The sequence below is a fragment of the Campylobacter majalis genome (genome assembly GCF_905120465.1).
GTDB classification, from domain to species: domain Bacteria; phylum Campylobacterota; class Campylobacteria; order Campylobacterales; family Campylobacteraceae; genus Campylobacter_A; species Campylobacter_A majalis.
Genome location: NZ_CAJHOF010000011.1, coordinates 1 through 22,325, shown reverse-complemented (window position 1 = coordinate 22,325; position 22,325 = coordinate 1). Strand labels below are relative to the sequence as shown.

At 36.7% G+C, this 22,325-nt stretch carries 17 protein-coding genes; 3 read left to right on the top strand and 14 right to left on the bottom strand.

Going from position 1 to position 22,325, the window contains the following annotated elements; translation table 11 throughout:
* Nucleotides 1-68: 68 nt before the first annotated feature.
* The 12 genes from carB to LQU93_RS06360 form a co-directional block, all read right to left on the bottom strand.
* Nucleotides 69-3,323: a carbamoyl-phosphate synthase large subunit gene (gene carB, locus LQU93_RS06415; RefSeq protein ID WP_229933060.1), complete on the bottom strand. Its 3,255-nt coding sequence runs from the start codon at nt 3,321-3,323 to the stop codon at nt 69-71.
* Nucleotides 3,323-4,078: a rod shape-determining protein MreC gene (gene mreC, locus LQU93_RS06410; protein WP_229933059.1), complete on the bottom strand. Its 756-nt coding sequence runs from the start codon at nt 4,076-4,078 to the stop codon at nt 3,323-3,325. The genes carB and mreC overlap by 1 nt, the downstream gene beginning before the upstream one ends.
* On the bottom strand, nt 4,068-5,105 hold the full coding sequence (locus LQU93_RS06405; protein WP_229933058.1) for a rod shape-determining protein: 1,038 nt from the start codon (nt 5,103-5,105) through the stop codon (nt 4,068-4,070). The genes mreC and LQU93_RS06405 overlap by 11 nt, the downstream gene beginning before the upstream one ends.
* Before the next feature lie 9 nt (nt 5,106-5,114).
* Complete coding sequence (gene clpX / locus LQU93_RS06400) at nt 5,115-6,353, bottom strand: ATP-dependent Clp protease ATP-binding subunit ClpX (RefSeq protein ID WP_229933057.1); 1,239 nt, start codon at nt 6,351-6,353, stop codon at nt 5,115-5,117.
* Nucleotides 6,354-7,142, bottom strand: a complete 789-nt coding sequence (gene lpxA, locus LQU93_RS06395) for an acyl-ACP--UDP-N-acetylglucosamine O-acyltransferase (RefSeq protein WP_229933056.1) — start codon at nt 7,140-7,142, stop codon at nt 6,354-6,356.
* A gap of 1 nt (nt 7,143) precedes the next feature.
* Nucleotides 7,144-7,590: a 3-hydroxyacyl-ACP dehydratase FabZ gene (fabZ, locus tag LQU93_RS06390; protein ID WP_229933055.1), complete on the bottom strand. Its 447-nt coding sequence runs from the start codon at nt 7,588-7,590 to the stop codon at nt 7,144-7,146.
* A 72-nt stretch (nt 7,591-7,662) separates the two neighbouring features.
* Entirely contained in the window at nt 7,663-8,085 is a 423-nt protein-coding gene (locus LQU93_RS06385) for a type II secretion system protein (protein WP_229933054.1), read from the bottom strand.
* 8 nt (nt 8,086-8,093) lie between these two features.
* Nucleotides 8,094-8,648 carry a DUF2393 family protein gene (locus LQU93_RS06380; protein WP_229933053.1) on the bottom strand — a complete coding sequence of 185 codons (555 nt, stop codon included), beginning with the start codon at nt 8,646-8,648 and terminating at the stop codon, nt 8,094-8,096.
* A gap of 116 nt (nt 8,649-8,764) precedes the next feature.
* Nucleotides 8,765-9,292, bottom strand: a complete 528-nt coding sequence (locus tag LQU93_RS06375; RefSeq protein WP_229933052.1) for a DUF2393 family protein — start codon at nt 9,290-9,292, stop codon at nt 8,765-8,767.
* Complete coding sequence (gene hisIE / locus LQU93_RS06370; protein WP_229933051.1) at nt 9,282-9,992, bottom strand: bifunctional phosphoribosyl-AMP cyclohydrolase/phosphoribosyl-ATP diphosphatase HisIE; 711 nt, start codon at nt 9,990-9,992, stop codon at nt 9,282-9,284. The genes LQU93_RS06375 and hisIE overlap by 11 nt, the downstream gene beginning before the upstream one ends.
* Nucleotides 9,993-10,097: 105 nt before the next feature.
* Nucleotides 10,098-11,216: a prohibitin family protein gene (locus LQU93_RS06365; protein ID WP_229933050.1), complete on the bottom strand. Its 1,119-nt coding sequence runs from the start codon at nt 11,214-11,216 to the stop codon at nt 10,098-10,100.
* 10 nt (nt 11,217-11,226) lie between these two features.
* Nucleotides 11,227-12,141 carry a branched-chain amino acid transaminase gene (locus LQU93_RS06360; RefSeq protein ID WP_229933049.1) on the bottom strand — a complete coding sequence of 305 codons (915 nt, stop codon included), beginning with the start codon at nt 12,139-12,141 and terminating at the stop codon, nt 11,227-11,229.
* Nucleotides 12,142-12,265: 124 nt separating this feature from the next.
* On the opposite strand from LQU93_RS06360, the gene folE reads away from it, so the two are divergent.
* Together folE and fliI are read left to right on the top strand one after the other, a co-directional pair.
* On the top strand, nt 12,266-12,838 hold the full coding sequence (gene folE / locus LQU93_RS06355) for a GTP cyclohydrolase I FolE (RefSeq protein WP_229933048.1): 573 nt from the start codon (nt 12,266-12,268) through the stop codon (nt 12,836-12,838).
* Nucleotides 12,835-14,145, top strand: coding sequence for a flagellar protein export ATPase FliI (fliI, locus tag LQU93_RS06350; protein ID WP_229933047.1), 1,311 nt, complete (start codon nt 12,835-12,837; stop codon nt 14,143-14,145). Before folE ends, fliI begins: the two co-directional genes overlap by 4 nt.
* On the opposite strand, the gene LQU93_RS06345 is transcribed toward fliI, so the two are convergent.
* Together LQU93_RS06345 and LQU93_RS06340 are read right to left on the bottom strand one after the other, a co-directional pair.
* Nucleotides 14,142-15,302 carry a MalY/PatB family protein gene (locus LQU93_RS06345; RefSeq protein WP_229933046.1) on the bottom strand — a complete coding sequence of 387 codons (1,161 nt, stop codon included), beginning with the start codon at nt 15,300-15,302 and terminating at the stop codon, nt 14,142-14,144. The genes fliI and LQU93_RS06345 overlap by 4 nt on opposite strands.
* A gap of 23 nt (nt 15,303-15,325) precedes the next feature.
* Nucleotides 15,326-16,501 carry a multidrug effflux MFS transporter gene (locus LQU93_RS06340; RefSeq protein WP_229933045.1) on the bottom strand — a complete coding sequence of 392 codons (1,176 nt, stop codon included), beginning with the start codon at nt 16,499-16,501 and terminating at the stop codon, nt 15,326-15,328.
* Nucleotides 16,502-16,704: 203 nt separating this feature from the next.
* Here LQU93_RS06340 and LQU93_RS06335 point away from each other — a divergent pair, with 203 nt between their 5' ends.
* Nucleotides 16,705-22,014, top strand: a complete 5,310-nt coding sequence (locus LQU93_RS06335) for a retention module-containing protein (RefSeq protein ID WP_229933044.1) — start codon at nt 16,705-16,707, stop codon at nt 22,012-22,014.
* Nucleotides 22,015-22,325 lie beyond the last annotated feature (311 nt).

The following is a 22,325-nucleotide window of genomic DNA, read 5'->3' as shown; positions in this document are numbered from 1 at the left end:
TAAAGAAAGAAGCAAAAATGCCTTATTAATTTAAGCATTTAGCACAAGCCAAAAGCTCATGCTAAATTTTATTTTAAATACTCTTGTAAAGATTTCACATTTAACGCAAGTCCATCTTGTGCGGACTTGATAGACTTCGCACCAGCTAAAGCTGCACGCATTGTTGTGAAGTATGGCAATTTAAATCTAAGCACATTTTGGCGTATTTTTTTGCCATCATTTGCATTTGATTTGCTATCGCTTGTGTTTATTACAAGTGCAATATCGCCATTTTTTAATCTATCTTCGATATTTGGGCGTCCTTCGCTGATTTTATAGACAAACTCAGCCCATATGCCATTTTGCTCTAAAATTTTATGCGTTCCGCTTGTTGCGACTATATTAAAACCTAAATTTACTAATTCTTTGGCAAGTTCAATGCCTATATTTTTATCGGCGTCAGCCAATGTCAAAAAGACATTTCCGCTAGTTGGAAGCGTGTTTGAAGCGGCGATTTGTGATTTTGCAAAGCTCGTTGCAAAATCACCGCTTATACCCATGACTTCACCTGTGCTTTTCATTTCTGGTCCAAGTATCAAATCTGCACCACTTAGTTTATTAAATGGCAATACCACCTCTTTTACGCACACGTGGCTTAATTTTTTATGTGTTAATACGCCATTTTCTTCGGTTAGCATATTAAACTTATCGTAAAATTTCAGTGCTTCGCGTAAATTTCCCTGCCACATTACGCGAGTTGCTACTTTGGCGATTGGCATACCAGTTGCTTTGCTGACAAATGGGACGGTGCGACTTGCACGAGGATTTACTTCTATCATGTATAAGTTGCCTTCAAAAATCGCAAATTGTATGTTTAAAAGTCCTATGACACCGAGATTTAAGGCGATTGTTTTGGTTTGAGTTTGTATCTGTTTTATCATCTCATCACTAAGGCTTTGAGCTGGTAATATACATGCACTATCGCCTGAGTGAATGCCGGCCTCTTCGATATGCTCCATTATACCGGCTATATATACATCTACGCCATCGCTGACTGCATCGACGTCTAGCTCAGTTGCATCTTGTAAAAATTTATCCAAAAGCACAGGTGAGTTATTGCTGACATTTACTGCCTCGCTCATGTATTCTCTTAACTCACCATCACTATGCACTCTTCTCATTGCGCGTCCGCCAAGCACGTAGCTAGGACGAACAAGCACAGGATAGCCGATTTGATTTGCTTTTTGTATCGCTTCGCTTTCACTTGTGGCGGTGTCGTTTTTTGGTTGTTTTATGCCAACTTTATCGATAAACTCGCTAAATTTCTTTCTGTCTTCGGCGATATCTATAACCCTAGCACTTGTGCCGATTATTTTTGCACCAGCAATGCTAAGGCGTTTTGAAAATTTAAGCGGAGTTTGTCCGCCAAAATGCACTATCACGCCATCTGGTTTTTCTACATCTATAACAGAGCGTAAATGCTCAAAATCAATCGGCTCAAAATAAAGCACATCTGATGTGTCATAATCGGTGCTAACGGTTTCTGGATTGCAGTTATACATTATCGTTTTTATGCCAAGATCGCGTAGTGCAAAACTTGCATGAACACAGCAATAATCAAACTCTATACCTTGTCCTATGCGGTTTGGTCCGCCACCTATTATCATTACTTTTTTGTCATTGTGTTTTTTATTTATTTTTGGTAAATTTGTTACATTTGTGCTTGAGTAAAGGTATGGTGTTAAAGCTTTAAATTCGCCACCACAGGTATCTACTTCGTTATATTCTAACTCGATATTAAGTTTGGTTCTAGCAAAAAATATGTCGTTTTGACTTAGTTCTAGATTGTCTTTTTCGTTTATTAGTTGTGCTATTTTTTTATCAGAAAAACCCATTGTTTTGGCTTGTCTTAATAAATTTTCATCATTTAATATATCCATATCAATTGAGTTTTCAAATTCGACAATTTGTTTGATTTGGTTTAAGAAATATCTATCTATTTTTGAAATTTCATGCACTTCGTCTATGCTAAAGCCATCTCTAAAGGCTTGTGCGATCATTAAAATGCGTTTTTCGTTTGCATTTCTAAGACCAAAAACAATCTCTTCGCGACTTAGTTTTAGCTCATCAAAGCCTCCAAGATCTCGTTCTAGACTACAAAGTGCCTTTTGAATACTCTCTTTAAAGGTTCTGCCTATTGCCATTACTTCGCCAACTGATTTCATGGCGGTGCCTAAATATATGTTTGAGCCTGGAAATTTCTCGAATGCAAAACGCGGAATTTTTGTAACTATATAATCAATTACTGGCTCAAAACTAGCAGCTGTGCCTGTGATGTCGTTTTTAATCTCATCTAGACTAAAGCCAACCGCAAGAAGCGTGGCAACTTTTGCTATTGGATAGCCTGTTGCTTTGCTAGCAAGTGCTGATGAGCGTGAAACGCGTGGATTCATCTCGATGACTATCATTCTACCGGTTTTTGGATGTATGGCAAATTGGACGTTTGAGCCACCAGTATCTACACCTATCTCTTTAAGTATAGCAAAGCTTGCATCGCGCATAGCTTGATACTCTTTATCAGTTAGAGTTAGGGCTGGTGCCACTGTGATGCTATCTCCTGTATGCACACCCATTGGATCGAGATTTTCTATAGAACAAACAATTATACAATTATCATTTTTGTCGCGAATGACCTCCATTTCATACTCTTTCCATCCAAGCAAACTCTCTTCGATTAAAATTTCATGTATCGGAGATGCTTCAAGTCCAAGTTGTGCTAGTTCTTTAAATTCATCTATATTGTATGCTACACCAGAACCAGCACCACCTAGCGTAAATGATGCTCGTATCATGAGAGGAAAACCTATTTCATTTGCCGCCTTCATGGCTTCGTCGTAATTGTATGCGTATGCGGATTTTGGTAAATCCATGCCAATGCTTGCCATTACTTCTTTAAAAATTTGCCTATCTTCGCCCTTTTTTATAGCTTTTGGATTTGCACCTAGAAATTTAACATCACCAAGCATATTGTTCTCATAAAGCTCCATGGCGACATTTAATGCAACTTGTCCGCCCATTGTTGGTAGTATTGCATCGATGTTTTCTTTTTGTATAATCCTTGATATGGCTTCTTTTGTGATTGGTTCTATGTATGTAGCATCGGCAAAATCAGGATCTGTCATAATTGTTGCTGGGTTTGAATTAATTAATACAACCCTATAGCCTAGTTCTTTTAGCGTCTTTGCTGCTTGTGTGCCAGAGTAGTCAAACTCACATGCTTGTCCTATCACAATAGGTCCAGAGCCTATTAGTAAAATGGTGTTTATATCTTGTCTTTTTGGCATTATTTTTCCTTTATAACTACATACAAATAACTTGGGCTATTAACTCTAACAAATGGTTCAACAATGGCACTTTGGTATCCGTTTTCATCATATACGTTTGTTACTTTTCCTACCAAAACGCCACTAAAAAATATCCCATCAAGACCACTTGTAAAGACTTCGTCACCGATTTTTGGGCTAAGCCATTGTGGGATGTATTTTACTATTATCGCCTGTTTGTTTCCATGTGCAACACCTGGAATTTTATCATTTCCTATATGCACCGAAAATATACTTTTTGGATCGGTTTGAAGTATTGCCATTGGCTTTTGGTTTTTTGAGATTACAATTCCTGCGCTTTTGCCTTGATAGATTAATCCGTAAATTTTACTAGCATTATAATCATCAAAGCCTGTTATAAAAATTTTATTATAATCGCTTATATTTGCATATCCTAGACTTTTGACAAGCTTGATTTTTGGCTCATAAATTGCTGAGCTTTTATCGATTAAAATCTGATTTAACTCGTTTGCAAATGTTGATAAAAGCGTTGCTGCATGTTCAAGTTCGGCATTTTGTATTCTTAAGTTGCGTATCTCGCTAGCTTGTTTGAAATGTTCATTTATAAAATTACTAATACTATTTGCAACATCGGTGTACACGCCTAGGACATTATTGTTTATGCTTATTGCTATTTTGCTAACACTTGAGTTTTTATATAAAGAAAAACTTGTAAGCAAAATCAGCAATAAAAATAGTAAAATTTTAGTCTTCATTTGCTAGTTGTTGAAGCAGTCCTATTTCACTTAGTGCCTTACCTGTGCCTCTAGCAACTGCTAATAGTGGCTCATCAGCTATACTTACTGGAAGTTTAACTATATCGCTTAGATATTTGTCTAGCCCACGTATCAATGCACCACCTCCAGTTAATACTATGCCGTTTTCTACTATGTCTCCGGCTAAATCAGGTGGCATCATCTCAAGCACTGTTCTTAGAGCGTCTGCTATCTCTTTCAGTGGCTCACGCATAGCTTCTCTAACGTCTTCGCTTGTTAATTCTATGCGACTTAATAGACCAGTCATTTGATCGCGACCCTTTACTATAATGCTTAATTCTCGCTCTAATTGAACGGCTGAGCCGATGTTGATTTTTATCTCTTCGCCAGTTCTTTCGCCTATTAATAAGTTATATTTTTCTTTGATGTAATTTACTATGCTAGTATCCATCTTATCGCCGGCTGTGCGTATTGATTTAGATATAACTAAGCCACCAAGCGACACTACGCCTATTTCAGTTGTGCCACCACCAATATCTACAACCAAGCTTCCTTGTGGCTCACGAATAGGCAAATCCGCCCCAATAGCTGCTGCCATCGGCTCTTCTATCAAAAACACCTCTCTTGCACCAGCACTTAATGCACTCTCTTTAACAGCTTTACGCTCAACCTGTGTTAGGCCGTATGGGACTGAGATTATAATGCGTGGTCTTAAGAAGCTCTTTCTGCGGTGAGTTTTTTCTATGAAGTATCTTATCATTTTCTCAGTCATGTCAAAATCAGCTATTACACCATCTCTCATTGGACGAATTGCTTCAATATCGCCTGGAGTTTTACCGACCATATCTTTTGCTGCTTGTCCGACTGCTAGAATTTTTTGTTTGCCATATCTTTCGCGTTGCACAGCTACAACTGATGGCTCGTTTATAATTATACCTTTGTCTTTTACTAATACTAAGGTATTTGCTGTACCTAAGTCTATTCCCATGTCACTTGAAAAAAATCCAATTAGTTGATCTAAAATCATATACTTCCTTTATGCGCTTTTGTTTTGTTTTATAAGTATAGGCTTTTGTGCATCTTTGACAACTTCTTTTGTTATAATGACTTCATAGTCATTTAATTCAGGTAAATCATACATTAAATCTATCATTGTTTCTTCCATTATAGATCTTAATCCTCTAGCTCCTGTTTTACGCTCTATTGCTAGTTCGGCTACTGCAAGTAGTGCTTCGTCATTGAAATTTAGCTTAGCTCCATCTATAGCAAATAGTTTTTGATACTGTTTTAAGATAGCGTTTTTTGGCTCGGTTAAAATTTTAACCATATCATCTTTTGTTATTTCATTTAAAGTAGCAACGACGTGCAAACGACCAATAAGCTCAGGTATTAAGCCATAATGCACCAAATCATCAGGCTCTAATAAATTTAGTAAATTTTCTCTTTCGCTTTTATTGCGTTTTTCTTGATTAAACCCAAGAACATTTTTGCCAAGTCTATTTTCTATGATGTCTATAAGTCCGTCAAATGCTCCACCACAAACAAATAAAATATTTGTCGTATCAATTTGTATGAAGTCTTGATTTGGGTGTTTTCTGCCGCCTTTTGGTGGTATATTTACCACGCTTCCTTCGATGATTTTTAAAAGAGCTTGTTGCACACCCTCTCCAGATACGTCGCGTGTAATGCTTCTATTTTCGCTTCGCCTTGCAATTTTATCTATCTCATCGACAAAAACGATACCTCGTTCGGCTTTTTTTACATCGCCATTGGCTGCTTGAAGTAGGCGTGTTAGTATATTTTCTACATCTTCGCCAACATAACCAGCCTCAGTAAGACTAGTGGCGTCACATATGGCTATTGGCACGTCTAAAAATCTAGCTAACGTCTGAGCCATAAGGGTTTTGCCGCTACCTGTTGGACCTACAAGCAAAATGTTTGATTTTGAAATTTCAGTATCGTCTTTAATGTTTGATTGTTTAAAAATTCTCTTATAATGATTATAAACACCAACACTAAACACTTTTTTGGCTTTTTCTTGCCCGATTACATAGCTATCTAAAACGGCTTTTAGCTCTTTTGGCGTCAGGCTACCGTGTTCGCTTACGGCTTTTTCGCTTATGCTTTGTGCCCCTTCGTCGCCATATAGCATATTATATGCGGCATTTACGCAGTATTCGCAGATATAAGCACTATCAGTTTCATTGACTAATATTCGTCTATCATTGGCTTCTGCCTCGCCACAAAAACTGCATATCTTTTTATTTTTATCCATTTAATCTCTTCCTTTAGCAAGTGGTATTCCACGCTTTGTATTTAGAATAAACTCGCACATTTTTTTTACATTTTTATCTTTTGTTTTGCTTAGTAAAATTTCTGATTGCTCTTTTATGCTTATGCCTTGATTAAATAAAAATCTATATGCACTTACTAAACTCTCAACCTGCTCTTTATCAAATCTTCGGCGAATTCCTACTAAATTTAGACTTCTTATGTAGGCTCTATTGCCCTCGGCTAGACAAAATGGCACAACGTCTTGAGATAGTGCTGAAGCACCAGCTATCATGCAGCTTTCTCCAATTTTGACAAACTGATGTATTGGAGTAAGTCCGCCAACTACTGCAAAATCACCAATTTCGACGTGACCAGCTAGCGTGGCATTGTTTGCAAGAATGATGTCGTTTCCTAATATGCAATCATGTGCTATATGGCAATATGCCATTATAAAAGCATTATCGCCTATTTTTGTTAATCCATCGCCTTTGTGTGTGCCTGAGTTTATTGTGCAAAATTCTCTAATTGTGGCATTTTTGCCTATGATTACGCCAGTGTCACTTTGTGCTTGATAGCTGATATCTTGCGGTATATCACCGACTATTGCATAGCTAAAAATACGCGAGTTGTCTCCAATTTTAGTTTTGCCAAGAACTCTTGCACCTTGCTTTACTGTTACGTTATCGCCTAAAACAGTATCTTTGCTAACATAAGCATAGGCCTCAATAACGCAATCTTCGCCGATAATTGCACCATCTTCTACTACTGCTGTTTGATGTATATTTTTCATTTTATTTATCCACTATCATGGCTTTTAGTTCAGCCTCGGCACAAAGGATATCATCCACATATGCTTTGCCCTCTAATACCCAAATGCTGCCTTTGTGTTTTAGCACGTTTAGCCTATATTCTAAGCGATCCCCTGGGCGAACTGGATGGCGAAATTTTGCCCCATCTATACTCATGAAATAAACAACTTTGTTTTCGATGCCGATTTGGTGTTCATCACTCATGCTTTTAAATGCTAAAACACCACCAGCTTGTGCCATGCCTTCTATTATCATTACGCCTGGATATATTGGGTGGTCTGGAAAATGCCCTTGAAATATCGGCTCACCTATCGTGACATTTTTGTATGCTACGATACTTTGTGCTTGTTGCATCTTGGTAACACGATCTATAAGTAAAAATGGAAATCTATGCGGAAGAATTTTTTGTATTTCAACTACGTCTATCACGTTTAAGCCTTTTAGATAAATTTTGCTAGATTTTATCTAAAAATTGCTTTGATTATTATTTAGTTTGTTTAATTAGCTATTAAATTTTACGCTCATTGGTGCTAGATCTAGTTTACCACCATTTGATAAAACCTTATCTTTTAAATCTTTAAATTTTGAAAATTTCCAAACTTCAGCACAAAGTCCATCGTCTTTTATATCCATTGTTAAAACCCCATCTGCAGTAATGTGCAAAATACGCAAACAAGCATTTCCTTTTATTATAACTGGAGGCAAAACATTTGTCATATTATTTACTTGACTTATATCTTGCATTTTGTGTCTTGTCAAGTAATATGTTTTTAAATCGCTTAATAGTATATTTATGTTTGTTGCTGCTTTTACTATCTCAGCGTCATCGCGTGTTGCAGCTAATTTTGGCAGGGCAACAGAGGCTAATATCCCAAGGATTACTATTACGAAAATAAGCTCTATCATGGTAAACGCTTTTTTCATAAAATTCCTTAATAACAACTTATTTTATTTATAATTGTGGTATGAGAAAAGTATGTTGGATATGGCATAGAAACACTAAAAGTCTCGCTTTTTTTAGCGTCTAAATCCTTAACCACAGCAAAGCTATATTCAACTGTGTTTGGTTTATTGTTTGTATTGTTTTCTGTAAAAAGCCATGAAAATAAAGAGGCTCCACTTGATTTAAAAAACGACTCTCCACCCATATTGTTTTTGCTTAATGCCTGATTGATAAGTTTTACATTGAAGTTGCAAACGCTTATTTTAAATTTACCTATATTTTTTACTGTTCCGTTAAAAACTATACTTTCGTTACGTAAAACTCGTTGATGTTTTACATTTTCAAGAACCGCTTTTTTTGTATATTTATCAAGTACTGGCATTAAAAATACTGCTAAAAATGTGCTTACTAAAACATTTGTAAATAGCAACGATATAAATAACTTCCTATCCGCCTTAAAAGACAAAAATAAAAATAACATAGACAATACAAATATGACAATAAGAACCAAAATATGCACTATAGTAAAGTAGCTACTTGTCATTTTGTCCCTTTTATTTTGTGTGTTTTGTTTTTAATTATTATACACTTTTAATAACAAATTAAACTTAAAATTTTATCTAAATGATAGTTTTATGTATAAATTGTTAAATTTTGGTTTTAAAAGCATAGGGGTTTTATTGTGATATTATAATCAACAAAAGCAAAATTGTTTATTGTTGATTTTATGTCTTTTTCTTCGAATGCTGAAATTTCATTGACAAATATCGTGTGTTTTACGAATGGATTTAGTGCATTTAGTTTTTCTTTATATTTATTTTTATTTAGAGTGTAAAAATTTAGATCAATTTTGCATATTTTTAGCTTTTTGGGGCTTAAATTTTTAGCACTAAAATCAAGCATTAGGGCATTTGAATACTCTAGTTGTTTTGTGTTGATTTTAGAAATTTCAATTTTTCTTAATCTATTATTGAGCTCGTCACTCACATAATAAAACCCAAAAACCATGCCAAAAAATCCAAAAAATATAACCAAAAATCCTATTGTCCACCACCATTTAATTGCTAAATACACCCCAAGAAGTAGCAAAAAAATGAACGCTATAACAATCCAAGAATAAGCAAGATAATCTATAACTCCAGCGTTTTGCAAGATAAAAATAAAATTTTGTTTGATACTACTTAACATTACGTTGGTTTTTTTCTTCAATTCCACTTAGACCAAATCTTCTTGAAAGCTCATTTAAAACGCGTTCAGGGTGAATATTGTGCAAACTTAATGCGACTAATGAATGAAACAATAAATCAGCACATTCATATACTACATCGCTTTTTGTTTGCTCGTCTTGATTGTTTTTTGTCGCATCTTTAATGGCTAGAGCTAATTCAGTCGCTTCTTCGCCTATTTTTTTTAATATCGCATTTTCGCCTTTTTTAAATAGACTTGCGACATATGAATTTTGTGCATCTGCGTTTAATTTTCTATCTAGTATGACATGATAAAGTTCGTCTAAAATATTGTATTTTGGTCTATAATTTTCTTGATTTGTGTTTGAAGTTTTAAAATCATCGTCTAAAATTTCAGTAAAAAAGCAAGACTTAGCACCAGTGTGACACGCTATGCCGCCATTTTGTGTTACGTTTAATAGCAAAGTATCGCTATCGCAGTCTAGTTTTATTGAGTGTATTTTTTGTGTATTGCCGCTCTCTTCGCCCTTTTTCCAAATACGATTTTTAGTGCGTGAAAAGTAGTGTGCAAAGCCAGTTTTTAAGCTTAAACTTAGTGCTTCTTCGTTCATATATGCAAGCATTAATACTTCATTTGTATCTTTTTCTTGAACGATTGCAGGGACTAATGTGCCAACCTTTTGCCAGTCTATATTTATCATTTTTACGCCTTGATTTTACGGTAAAATTTTATAAATCATCTAAAATCACTTATAAAATTTCACTTTTAGGGTGGTTTGCTCACCCTAAAATCTAATTTTTAAAATTTACTGACCTATCGCACTTTGTTTTGCTTTGTCTTTTGTATCAACCCAGATATTTGGCACTGCGCCACCTGGAGTTAGGAAAATTTTCGCATCTTTATTTTCGCGAAGTGCTTCATTAAATTTGCCTTGAGTTTCAATCTGCTTTAAATTTAATAAGTTAGTATCAAGGCTTTTTGCGACCTCGCGGTTAGCGTATGCTTGTGCGTCTGCTTCGATCTTAGCAGCATCTGCACGACCTTGAGCCTCGATGATAGCAGCTTTTGCCGTGCCTTCAGCAAGGGCTGCTTTTTTAAGTGCTTCTTGATTTGCTCTTTCGACTTCATATTTTGTTCGCTCGGCTTCTTGTTTGGCTATTTGAACACGCTCGATTTGTTCTTTTACCTTTTCAGGCAATATTATCTCACGAAGTTGAACTGTGAGTAGCTCGACTGGTTTATTTGGCTGAGCGTCGATGTCTTTGCGGATGCCATCATCTATGGCAGTTGCTATCTCGTTACGTTTTGTTGGAAGCTCTTCTGCTGTGTATTTACCGGCAATGCTACGCACCACGTCGCGGACGACAGGATCTACTATCTTGCTCTCCCAGCTAAAGCCCCACGCAGCGATGGTTTGCGGTGCATTTTCTGGATTTAGACGATACTGAACCGTAATGTCGATGCTAACTGGTAAGTTTCTAGCGTCCAAAACTGAGATAGAGTTTTTGCGAATGATACCTGCTTGGGCTTGTGTGGAGTATTTTTGTGCCTCGCCCATATCTTCGCCTGATGTGTAGTTTATAAGTCTTACACGAGTATCTACGATGGCTACCTTTTGGATAAATGGTACGAAAAAGTGAAAGCCCGGCTGAAGTGGGCTTGGCTCGTATTTACCTGCAGTTGATTTGATGCCAACTTCGCCTGAGTTTATCACAACAAATGGCTGAGTAAGTGCGATGACTGCTACGATGGCAATCACTACATAAACTAATGCTCCAAATTTACCAAAATTAAAGTTGTTTGGTATATTTGGACCTTTAAAATTTGGCTTTTTAAAGCCTTTTTCTTCGTTGCTACTTTCGTTATTTGATGAGTTGTTTGTATTGCGTTTTTTGTTAAAATAATCATTTAAATCTGCTGGCATTTTAATCCTTTCATATGTATGTTAAAAATGAGCTGTATTTTTCGTTACGTCCATAAACTACGTCAAAATACGCATCTTGTAAGCGTTTTGTTACCTCGCCACGCTCACCGCAACCAATCACGCGGTTATCGATGTTGCTTATTGGTGTGACTTCGGCTGCTGTGCCTGTGAAAAATGCTTCATCAGCCGTATAAGCCCTATCTCTTGTGATGCGTTCTCTGCGAACTTCAATGCCAAGATCTTTTGCGATTTGTATCACAGTATCTTGCGTGATACTTAAAAGACTGCTATCATTTGGCGGAGTTATAACAACGCCATTTTCCACGATGAAAAAGCACTCACCAGGACCTTCTGAGATATATCCTTCGCTGTCAAGCAATAACGCCTCGTCATATCCAGCGTCTTTTGCCTCGTAGTTTGCCATTTGCGAGCTTAGATAGTTTGAACTAGCCTTTGCACGGCTCATTTGACCGCCTACATTTAGCTTTGTAAAGCTTGAAATTTTTACTCTAATACCCTTTTTAAGCCCCTCTTCGCCAAGATACGCTCCCCATTCCCACGCAGCAATTGCTGTATTTACAGGAGCTTTTGTGTGAGCAAGTCCCATGATACCATATCCTAGATAAACTAGTGGGCGGATATAGACATTGCCTTTAAATTTATTTGCACGAAGTAGCTGTATTTGTGCATCTTCTAGCTCTTTTTGGCTAAATTTTACATCCAAAACAGTCATTTTAGCTGATTTTAAAAGCCTAGCGGTATGCTCTTTTAATTTAAAAATAGCCAAGCCCTTATCGGTCATGTAAGCTCTTGTGCCTTCAAATACAGCATTTCCGTAGTGCAATGAGTGTGTCAAAATATGCACATTTGCTTCGTTCCATTTTACTAGCTTGCCATCCATCCAGATGCATTCTGCAGCATTCATTAAAAACCTTTCAAAATTAAAATTCTTGCGAGTTTATCAAAATAAAGTTTAAAATATCATATAAAAAATGTGAGAATTTTAAGCATACTTAATATAAAATCAGCTTTTTAATAAGGATAAACTCATGCAAGAAAGTTTTGAAAATTCTGTAAAAAATATATTAAGCATAATTGGTGAAGATATAAACCGCGAAGGACTTATTAAAACGCCTGAGCGTGTATTTAAGGCATATCAGTTTCTTACATCAGGATACAAACAAGATCCGCTAGAGGTGCTTGGTGATGCATTGTTTGAAAGTAGCAATAACGAAATGGTTTTAGTGCGTGATATTGAATTTTATAGCTTATGTGAGCATCATATGCTTCCTATAATAGGGCGTGTTCATGTAGGTTATATTCCAAATGGAAAAGTTGTTGGACTTAGTAAAATTCCTCGCATGGTAGATATTTTTGCAAGACGTCTTCAAATACAAGAGCAAATGACTGAGCAAATTGCACAAGCATTGCAAGATGTAATAAAACCAAAAGGTGTAGCGGTCGTGGTAGAAGCACGTCATATGTGTGTTGAGATGCGTGGTGTTCAAAAAATTAACTCAACTACGACTACATCGGCATTGCGTGGAGCATTTATCAAAAATGCTGACACAAGACGAGAGTTTTTCTCTCTTATAAATTCTCCAAAAGAGGTTCATTTTTGAGTCTTTTACGCCTAAAATCAAGATTAAATGACGAAAATGTAAATTTAAGCAATATATTTGGCGTAATAACCAAAATAACCCCAACTACCATTGAAGTAAGTGGTTTAAGGGCAAGTATTGGCGATGTGGTTAAAATTTCAAGCAAAGATAAAAGTAAAACTGGACTTGCAATGGTTACTCAAATCACAAGCCAAAATGCCTATATTAGCCCATTTGGATTTGTTGAAGGGTTTAAGATAGGCGATTTTGTTTATGAGAGCGATCAGGGCATGAGCATACCTGTTGGAGATGGGCTTTTAGGACGTGTTGTAGATCCATTTATGCGACCAATTGATGGCAAAGGCGAGATGCACTTAAGCGATAGTATGCCAATCATGAAAGCACCGATAGATGCCATGAAAAGGGGGCTTATAAATGAGCCTTTTAATGTTGGCATAAAGGCAATTGATGGGCTTTTAACTTGTGGCAGGGGGCAAAAACTAGGGATTTTTGCTGGTTCTGGTGTCGGTAAATCAACACTTATGGGAATGATAGTAAAAAATACAAATGCTTCGATAAAAGTTGTCGCACTTATCGGCGAGAGAGGTCGCGAAGTGCCTGAGTTTATCGAGAAAAATTTAAAAGGCGATCTAACAGGCACGATAATTATCGTAGCGACTTCTGATGATAGTGCTTTGATGCGAAAATACGGTGCTTTTTGTGCGATGAGTGTGGCTGAGTATTTTAAAGAACAGGGCAAAGATGTTTTGTTTATCATGGATAGTGTTACGAGATTTGCCATGGCACAGCGTGAAATAGGGCTAAGTTTAGGCGAACCACCGACATCTAAGGGTTATCCGCCAAGTTCGCTTATGTTGTTGCCACAACTCATGGAAAGAGCAGGCAAAGAAGAGGGCAAGGGTAGTATAACGGCGTTTTTTACAGTGCTTGTTGAAGGCGATGATATGAGCGATCCAATAGCCGATCAAAGTCGCTCTATACTAGATGGGCATATTGTGTTAAGTCGTGATTTAACAGACTATGGCGTGTATCCGCCTATAAATATTCAAAACTCAGCTTCTCGTGTTATGAGCGATGTTATTGATCAAACGCATCGCCAAAATGCAATGATGTTTAAGCGTTTGTATGCGTTATTAAAAGAAAATGAAGTCTTGCTTCGTATCGGTGCATATCAACGCGGTAACGACAAAGACCTTGATATGGCAATTGCTAAAAAAGAGTTTTTTTACGATTTTTTACGTCAAGATTCTGATGAAAATTTTAGCTTTGATGATATTAAATCGCTACTTGCTAAGATAAATGATTAGCTTAGCTTTTGTATAGCGATTTTTAGTCTGTTTAATCCATCTTTTAAAATCTCTTTTGGTGTTGCTATATTTAGCCTAGCAAAGCTTTTATCTCCAGCTTTAAACTGCTCTCCGCTTGATAGATAAAGCCCTGAAATTTCACGTATTTTTTTTGCAATTTCATCATCTGCTTTGAAATTTTCAAACTCAAGCCACATTAGGTAGGTAGCATCACACGGATAGACTTTAACGCCCTTTAACTCTGTTTTGATAAATTCTTTTACTATCTGTTTGTTTTGCTCTAAATATGCATTTAATTCATCTAGCCACTCTTTGCTGTGATTAAATGCGGCTATAGCGACATCAGCGGCAAAGATATTGTTTTCACATAGAGAATTTTGAGCATATTTTGTGTGTAAAATTTTGCGTAAGTTTTTATTTGGAGTGCAAACGGCAGCACTTTGAATACCTGCTATGTTAAATGCTTTAGTTGGTGAGATATACGTGACAGAAATTTGTGCGTTTGTGTCATTTACTTTAGCAAATGGCGTGTATTTTAAACCAGGAGTAATTAGATCGCAGTGTATCTCATCGGACAGAACTGTTACGCCATATTTATGGCAAAGTTTGCCCATTTTCTCAAGCGTAGTCTCATCCCAAATTTTTCCTATTGGATTGTGTGGGTTGCAAAGTATGAAAATTTTTGTTTTTTCATCGCTTAGCTTTTTTTCGAAATCTTGCCAGTCTATCTCATAGCCATTTTTGCCGATTTCTAACTCATTTTGCACTATATTTACGCCATTTTGTTCTATAATCCTATAAAACACATGATAAACAGGGCTTTGAACAAGCACGTTATCATTTTTATCGCATAGTAATTGTATGGCAAAATTTATAGCAGGAACTATACCGTTTATAAAGCTTAACCACTCTTTTTTGATGTGAAAATTATGGTGTTTTTTCCACCAGTTTTGATATGCTCTATACCATTTGTCTGGCGTTTTTGTATATCCAAATACGCCTAAATTTAGCGTGTTTTGCATGGTTTTAATGATGGCTGGAGCTACTTTAAAGTCCATATCGGCCACCCACATAGGCAGTTCGTTTTTGCTTACGTCCCATTTTAGGCAATTTGTGTCGCGGCGATTAATTATAGTATCAAAATCATATTTTGGCATCTTTATCCTTTGGAGTTTTTGTATTATAGCTTAAATTTTACTTTTGTAAAAATACTTAAACATGCTAAGACTATAAATGTAAAAATCATTATGCAAAATTGAGTTACATTATTATGCTTGATTAATACAAAAAGTATTGATGAAAATATACCACTTGCGTATTGTAATGAGCCAATTAATGCAGATGCCAAACCAGCAATATGAGTGGCTTTGTCTAATGCTTGAGCGATGATGCACGGCACAATTATGCCATTTAGTGAAAATATAAAAAACACGCTAATTACGATCGCCAATAACCCAAGGTCTAAAAAAGCACTAAAAACTAGGGCAATTGCACCCATTAATGAAATACTTAATGCTACTTTAAGGATGCTGTCAAGGCAAAATTTCTTAACTAACAAGCGATTTGCTAAGCTAGATAGCATGATACCTATTATGTTAATTGCAAAATAGTAGCCGTATTCTTGCTCACTTATGCCGTAAGTGTTAATATAAATATGTGCTGAGCCTATCACGAATACGTAAAGCCCAGTATAAAAAAACATAACGCATATACAATAACGCATAAATGGCTTGTTTTTTAGTAGCCAAGTGTAGTTTAAAAAGGCTGTTTTTAGATTGTTTTGTTTTTTTTCTGGATTTAACGTTTCTGGTATGAATAATACTAAGAAAAATATCACAACACCAAAAACAAAAAGCAACCAAAATAGCATATTCCACGTATAAAATTTAATTACCCAGCCACCAATTACTGGACCTAAAATCGGTGCGATTGCCATCACGAAAAAAATCATAGACATCACAGATGCACCTTTGGTCTTATTATACATATCTCGCACCATTGCACGTGCCAACATAGGACCAGTGCTAGCACCTATGGCTTGGATTATTCGCCATGCTATTAGCTCATTAATACTTGTAGATATAGCACATCCAGCAGAGCCAATTATAAATATTAGCACTCCGATAATTAACGGCTTTTTGCGGCCAATCATATCGCTTATTGGCCCCCATATAAGTCCAGCTAAACTAAATCCTATTAAAAATGCTCCTACGCTAAGCTCTGCTTCGCCATTAAGTTTATCAGACATCATCGGAATGGCTGGCAGATAGATATCGACCGAAACAGACGTAAATGCCATTAGGCAACAAAGCGTGATGAAAATATGCATATTTGAAATTTTGCTGTTTTTTGTCATGCTTCAAATTTTAGCAAATAAAACTTATTTAAAATTTATTAATGTAATAATTTTATTTTTGATAATTAAAATTATTACAAGTAAGATGGTGTTAGAATTAACTTGTGCTTAATGACACAATATTGTATCCAAGTACAATAGACATGTGACTTTGTCTTTGGATATAATCGTATAAAATTTTCAAATTTATGAAAGGATAGATTATGGCTACTCAAGTTGGCATAGTTAAACAAACTTCAGGCGTTGTCGTAGCAGTTGATGCAAACGGCAATGAAAGAGTGCTCCAAGCAGGAGACGCTATATATTTAGGAGAGGTTGTTAAAACTCAAGGGTTAGGCTCAAATGCTGTATTGTCTATGGATAATGGCAATGATTTAAGTATCCTTGAAAACGACACTATAAGCGTAGATCAAAGCACTTCAGACAACACAAGCTTTGGAACTGATGCTGTTGCTGATTTAAGCGATTTACAAAGAGCGATTTTGGCAGGTGAAGACTTAAGTCAATTAGAAGAAACGGCAGCAGGTGGTGATACTGGTGCAGGTGGCGATGGTGTTGGTATGCTAAATGATAGTGTATTTGCACAAGGCGGTCACTACTCAAACGTATATGCTGATGGCAGAGGTTTAGGCTCTGTTGGTGCTGGACTTACAGATGTATTTAGATCGCTAGAATCAGATGGTAGCTTGGGTGGAATAAGTGTTGATATAGTAGATAACAGAATACCAAGTGCCCCAGATTTTTATTTTCCAGAAGATAAAAATAAAGATGGTACGATAAGTATCAATGAAAATAAAACAGAAAATGGTGGTGATAATACTCAAGACAAAACAACAGTAAGGGTTCTGATACCAAATGACGTAAGACCTGGTGATACTATAGTGATAACAACACCAGAGGGTGACCCAGTGACCCAAGTGGTTCCAGAAGATCCAAAAAATCCTGGTAATCCTCCAAAAGAAGTAGATGTGCCAAATGTGCCTATTAAACCAAATGGAGAGACGCCAGTCACAGTCAGAATAGACACGCCAAATAATCCAGGAACTCCAAATACTAAACCAATCAAAACAGATTTTGAAGGACCTAAAGAAGATCCAACTCCAGATACCAAACCAGATCCAAATAACCCAGATGATGACAATGATGTAAATTTAACAGTTAAACTAGAATCAGCAGACGGAAAAGACAATATCATATCTAAATCAGAAATCAATGATGGCAAAGATGCTGAGACTATCACAGGAACACTTCATGTTGGTGCTGACATAGTTGTTAAGCCAGGTGTTGATACAGTAACTATATATGTAGATGGAGCAGAGGTAGGTAAAGCTACAGTTCAATCTGATAATAATGGTGGCTATACATACACTCTTGAAAACATTCCTACTGATAAATTTAGTAATGGTAATGACAATGGAAAAACTGGAGAGATAAAGGCTGAGTATAATGCAGTAGATAAGTCAGGTAATGAAGCTACAATTCCTGCTAAAAATACATACAGTGTTGTTTTAGATGGACCTATTCCAGATAACACTCCAAACACTGATCCAATAGGCAAAGAGGTTTTATTAACTATAGATTATAAAACTACAAGCGGAGATAGAATTATCAACGTAAGCGAAGCACAAGAAGAGACTCAAACAATCACTGGCACACTAAAAGCTGGTGGTGAGATAGTTATTAATCCAGGTGATACAGTAGCTATATATGTAGATGGCAAAAAAGTGGGGGATGCTAATATAACACCTGATAATAATGGTGGCTATACATATGAACTAAAAGTTCCTACTAAAGAATTTACTGATGGAAAAACAGATATAGTCGATCCTAAAGAGATTAAAGCTGTATATAATGCTAAAGATAAAGTAGGTAATACTACAGATATAGATGCTAAAACAGACTATACTGCTGATGTTACTAAGCCAGGTGATGATGATGGCGAAGATCCACATAGTCCTGATAACCCAGTAAATACACCAGATGAGCCACAAACTCCAGAAAAACCTGAAGATCCAGTTAAAGATAAAGACAACTCAGGAAATGAAATTTCTATTAATGCAATTGCAGGTGATGACTTAATTGATGTTAAAGAAAAAGAGTCAGGGAAAGATATAACTATAACTGGTGAAGTAGATAGTCAAGATGTTAGAAATGGTGGAACATTAGATAAGGTAATTGTAACTGTAAATGATAAGCCTTATGAGGCTAAAGTAACAGATAATGGCAATGGTAAATTTACATACTCAGTAGATGTACCTGTACAAGAGCTAATAGCTGGTAAAGACAAAGGCGTTAATGCATTAGCCGACATTACTGATAAAGCTGGTAACAAAGGTGATGTAGATGTTACTAGGGCATATGGTGTGGATATTGAAGGACCTAGAGAAGACCCAACTCCAAATACTAAACCAGATCCAAACGATCCAGAACAAGCTAACGATGTGAAGCTAACAGTTAAATACGACACAATTAATGGAGATGATGTATTAACAGCTGAAGAAGCTAAAGCAGACAAACAAACTGTAACTGGAACGCTAGATGTTGGTAGTGATATAGTTGTTAATGCTGGTGATAAAGTAATGATCTCTGTAAATGGAAATGCCCCAGTAGAAGCAACCTTGCAAGGAAGCAAAGAAAGCGGCTTTGCATATACAGTAGAAGTTCCTACTGAAAACTTCATCAAAGACAGCACTGGAAAAACACTAGACGAGACGTCCAAGCCAGAAGTTGTAGCTACATATCAAGCAAAAGATACAGCTGGTAATGATAACAATATAACAGCTAAAGATGGTTATAGCATAGACACCCACGCTACTATCGACATCACTCACATCGCAGGAGAGAATCAAATAGGAGCAGATACGGGCGATACTGATAAATATGCTACTATCAATACGGTTGAGAAGTCAGGCTTTACTATTAGTGGTACAACTGATGGGGTTGAAGCCGGACAAGAGATTACTATAATACTAAAAGATGCTGATGGCACCACAGTGACAGCAAAAGCTAATGTTACAGATGGTGGCAAGTGGTCTGTTTCTAACGTGGATGCTTCATCGCTAAAAGCTGGAGATGTCACTGTTACGGCTACTGTTACAGATAAAGTAGGCAATGTTGCTACTGATACAGATATCGCAACTGTTGATCAAGGTATAGAATTTGATACTCAAGATCCAGCCGTTGTTGTCTATGAAAAAGGATTAAGTGATGGCACAGGCAGACTTAAAGATGCTTCGTCATTGACTAGTGACTCTACTGAGCTTTCGGCTAAGGGTAACTTAGCGGATATAGCCTATTCGTTTAAAGATTTGCCTACAGATACACTACAGACGTCTAGCAATAAGCCTATTACTTGGTCGTTTGATAACAACGATAAAACAAAAATCATAGGCACATATAGTGACAATGGCGTTACTAAGACTGCTGTTGAAATCAGTATAGATGCAACAAGTAGCGATAAACCTGTTGTTAAGACTACATTACTCCAGCCAATCAAACATGATATTCAAGGTCAAGATTCTAAAGATATTGACGTTAAAGTTGTGGCTAAAAATGCAGTTGGTAGCACGGCTGACGTGAATGTAAAAGTCTCCGTTATAGACGACACACCATACGTCACTAGCGATAGTACTCAGGCGGTTGTTGTGGGATTTGAACATCCTAAGACAAACGTTACGCTTGTGCTTGACTACTCATATAGTATGCTTTATGGTATGAATGATACTAAGATTAAGGATTCAGAGACTGATACAAGATTGGCGGCAGCTAAAGAGGGTGTGTTAAAGCTATTGGATGGATATAGCATCAAAGGTGCTGATAATGTCAAGGTAAATTTAGTGATGTTTGCAGGAACGGCACAAAGTATCACTAGTAAAGACGGCAAGACTTGGCTAAGTGTAGAAGAGGCTAAAGAGCTTATTAATAAGACCTATACACATGCTGAGCTTACATCGGCATATCAAAATGGTGACAAGGGTTACCCTAACTCTAGCGGTATAAATATCAAGACTGGCACTAACTACGATGCGGCATTGAAAGTAACTATGGATTCATATAAGGAAGATGGTAAGCTGTCTGGTATAGATGTGGACAATAAACTATATTTCGTCTCTGATGGTATGCCATCTGTTTCGGATGGATATGAAGGATTATATAATTATAAAGCTATTACTACAGCAGAGAAGGTTGTATGGCATAATTCTTCTGCATATTATCCAAACGGCGAAGATGAGAGTGGGAGATTTAAGTTTGCTTACGCTGGTGGAACATATTCTTCTGGTATAAGATATATATATTTTGATAAAGATGGTAAATGGACGGATGAATATGGTCGCGATATTACAAGTGATGTAAAATCAGACTTGGGTATATCTGCTAGTGAAGAAAAAACATGGAGAGATTGGCTTGAGGCAAATCAAATAGATGCTGAAGCATTTAAGCTATCAGAAGATGCTAGTGTGCCACTACTTAATCCTATAGCATATAACGGCTCTACTAAAAGCGACGCTAATGCTAAAGACTTTAGCGAGTTAGCACTAGCTACTAGACCTACAAAGGGCAACTTCATAGATACGCTAAAGCCTAGCGATAGCACAGCTAGTGGAAAGACCGCTATAGAATATGGTGCTGATGGTGATGGTTCGTTGCATATTAGTGTCACGCTAAATACAAACCAAGGCACTATGACATATGTGTATAGTCCGACAAATAACCAATATACCGTCTATGAAGTAGATAATGGCAATAGAGCTACTTCGCATAACGGCTCGGTATTTACTGCCAAGATGAAAACAGGCAGCGAGCTTACGCTAGATATGTCTAAGGGATCGTATGAGTATAAGCCAGATGCGTCTATAGCTAAAAGCAACGGCTCTGAGACGATAGATATCAAATACTCTATCACGGATGCTGATGGCGACAAGGTAGAAGCTACTACTACACTTAAGGCTGGAAGTGCGGTTGATTATCAAAAGATAGTTTATGGCACGGCTAGTGATGATGATAAGCTAGAAGGCACAACTGGCAATGACGTCATAGCTGGTGGCAAGGGCAATGATACTATAGATGGTAAGGGTGGTGCAGATGCGTTGCTAGGCGGTGAGGGTAACGACACTATCTACTACGGCAAAGATGCTAAAATTTTAGATGGTGGAGAGGGCTATGATACGCTTGTCATCAAGCCTAGTGCTGGCAGATCTGAGAGTATAGATCTAAGCAAGGTGGCTAATCTAGATGAAAAAATAAGTAATTTTGAAAAGATAGATCTAGGCAAAAATGGCTCAAGTGATGCGATAGAGCTAACTATCAGAGCTGAAGACGTGCTAGATATCACTGATAACAAAAATACTATCTTAAAGATAGATGGAGATAGCAGTGACACTATAAAAGGTAGCTGGAAAGAGACTAGCGATGTCAAGGCTGATGGTGGCTATAAAGCATACGAAGGCACTACTGAAAAAGGTCAGACTATATATATCCAAATCAGCGATGATGTAAAGACTGATTTTAACTAATTTCATGGGCGGGGTTGTACTCGCCCATTTTTCCACCCCCCCCCCCCCCCCCACAAAAACACCAAACAATAATACTTTAAACACTTATAAAATTAAAAAACTATTTTTCACTTCTGTTATAATACAAATACTACTTTAATAAGCAAATTATTAAATATAAATCATAATACAATCAATTGCTATTTATGATTTTAAAACTAAAATTTATAAATACCAGAAAGCTAAATTTGATAAGATTATCATCAGTAGCATAAAGCTTAATAAAAGCTATTTTAAAGCTAGTCGTATAAAGGGAAATAAGGTAAAACCAA

Coding starts and splice junctions, on each gene's coding strand:
- carB (WP_229933060.1), bottom strand. CDS start 3,323: ATGCCAAAAAGACAAGATATAAACACCATTTTACTAATAGGCTCTGGA.
- hisIE (WP_229933051.1), bottom strand. CDS start 9,992: ATGATAAATATAGACTGGCAAAAGGTTGGCACATTAGTCCCTGCAATC.
- LQU93_RS06360 (WP_229933049.1), bottom strand. CDS start 12,141: ATGAATGCTGCAGAATGCATCTGGATGGATGGCAAGCTAGTAAAATGG.
- clpX (WP_229933057.1), bottom strand. CDS start 6,353: ATGGATAAAAATAAAAAGATATGCAGTTTTTGTGGCGAGGCAGAAGCC.
- lpxA (WP_229933056.1), bottom strand. CDS start 7,142: ATGAAAAATATACATCAAACAGCAGTAGTAGAAGATGGTGCAATTATC.
- LQU93_RS06335 (WP_229933044.1), top strand. CDS start 16,705: ATGGCTACTCAAGTTGGCATAGTTAAACAAACTTCAGGCGTTGTCGTA.
- mreC (WP_229933059.1), bottom strand. CDS start 4,078: ATGAAGACTAAAATTTTACTATTTTTATTGCTGATTTTGCTTACAAGT.
- LQU93_RS06380 (WP_229933053.1), bottom strand. CDS start 8,648: ATGACAAGTAGCTACTTTACTATAGTGCATATTTTGGTTCTTATTGTC.
- LQU93_RS06365 (WP_229933050.1), bottom strand. CDS start 11,216: ATGCCAGCAGATTTAAATGATTATTTTAACAAAAAACGCAATACAAAC.
- folE (WP_229933048.1), top strand. CDS start 12,266: ATGCAAGAAAGTTTTGAAAATTCTGTAAAAAATATATTAAGCATAATT.
- LQU93_RS06375 (WP_229933052.1), bottom strand. CDS start 9,292: ATGTTAAGTAGTATCAAACAAAATTTTATTTTTATCTTGCAAAACGCT.
- LQU93_RS06340 (WP_229933045.1), bottom strand. CDS start 16,501: ATGACAAAAAACAGCAAAATTTCAAATATGCATATTTTCATCACGCTT.
- LQU93_RS06385 (WP_229933054.1), bottom strand. CDS start 8,085: ATGAAAAAAGCGTTTACCATGATAGAGCTTATTTTCGTAATAGTAATC.
- LQU93_RS06345 (WP_229933046.1), bottom strand. CDS start 15,302: ATGCCAAAATATGATTTTGATACTATAATTAATCGCCGCGACACAAAT.
- LQU93_RS06405 (WP_229933058.1), bottom strand. CDS start 5,105: ATGATTTTAGATCAACTAATTGGATTTTTTTCAAGTGACATGGGAATA.